This window comes from Vibrio genomosp. F10 str. 9ZD137 (assembly GCF_049974785.1).
GTDB lineage: Bacteria > Pseudomonadota > Gammaproteobacteria > Enterobacterales > Vibrionaceae > Vibrio.
Window position 1 is genome coordinate 1 of record NZ_JBNGCJ010000475.1, and the last position, 1,357, is coordinate 1,357.

At 46.9% G+C, this 1,357-nt stretch carries 1 protein-coding gene; it reads left to right on the forward strand.

Features of this window, described 5'->3' with window-relative positions; translation table 11 throughout:
* A partial coding sequence (locus tag ACP45E_RS11430) for a formate dehydrogenase subunit alpha (protein ID WP_158008380.1) occupies positions 1 to 1,343 on the forward strand: 1,343 nt, incomplete at its 5' end.
* Positions 1,344 to 1,357: the final 14 nt, after the last annotated feature.

Consider the following 1,357-nt stretch of genomic DNA (forward strand, 5'->3'; position numbering starts at 1 on the left):
ACATGATGGTGATTGTTGACCCATACCCAACCGTTGCTGCAGTGATGAATGATCGAACCGATGGAGTCTACCTTCTTCCTGCAACCACGCAATTTGAAACAACGGGGTCTGTCACCGCCTCTAATCGCTCTCTTCAATGGCGAGAGCAGGTGATTCCGCCGTTGTTTGAATCCAAGCCTGACCATGAAATCATGTATCTACTAAGTAAGAAACTCGGGATTGCGAATGAGCTATTTAAGAATGTGAAAATTGACAATAATCAGCCCGTTATTGAAGACATTACAAAAGAATTCAACCGCGGCATGTGGACCATTGGCTATACCGGTCAAAGCCCTGAGCGAATTAAAGCGCATACCATGAACTGGCATACGTTCCATAAAACCTCTCTTGAAGCTGAGGGCGGTCCAGCGCATGGAGAAACTTACGGGTTACCTTGGCCATGCTGGGGAACTCCAGACATGAAACACCCAGGTACGCATATTTTGTACGACACATCTAAGCCTGTTGCGTTGGGGGGAGGAAATTTCCGCGCTCGATTTGGTGTGGAATATGAGGGCAAAAATTTACTTGCCGAGGACAGCTATTCTAAAGATTGCGAACTCCAAGACGGCTATCCAGAATTTACCGACAAATTGTTAAAACGCTTAGGCTGGTGGGACGATCTTACCGATGCAGAAAAACTCGCTGCTGAAGGTAAAAACTGGAAAACAGATGTTTCAGGCGGAATCCAACGCGTTGCAATTAAGCATGGTTGCATGCCGTTTGGCAATGCGAAAGCACGCGCAATTGTGTGGACCTTCCCAGACCGCGTGCCACTGCATCGGGAACCACTGTACACACCTCGTCGAGATCTCGTCGCCGATTACCCAACATGGGATGACAGTGAGTCTATCTACCGTTTACCAACCATGTACAAATCAATTCAAGATCAAGATAAATCTCAAGAGTATCCAATTATCTTAACGTCAGGCCGTTTGGTCGAGTATGAAGGTGGGGGAGAAGAGACTCGCTCAAACCCTTGGTTAGCTGAACTTCAGCAAGAAATGTTTGTAGAAGTTAACCCGAAAGATGCCAACGACATTGGATTTAAAGATGGTGACATGGTGTGGGTTGAAGGCGCTGAAAAAGGCCGTATTCATGTGAAAGCGATGGTGACACGTAGAGTGAAGCCGGGTCTGGCATTTATTCCTTTCCACTTCGGGGGTAAGTTCCAAGGCGAAGATCTGAGAGACAAGTACCCAGAAGGCACAGATCCTTATGTGATTGGTGAGTCCGCAAATATTGCAACCACCTACGGTTATGATCCTGTTACACAGATGCAGGAAACAAAAGTGACCCTTTAGATCGGAAGAGCGGT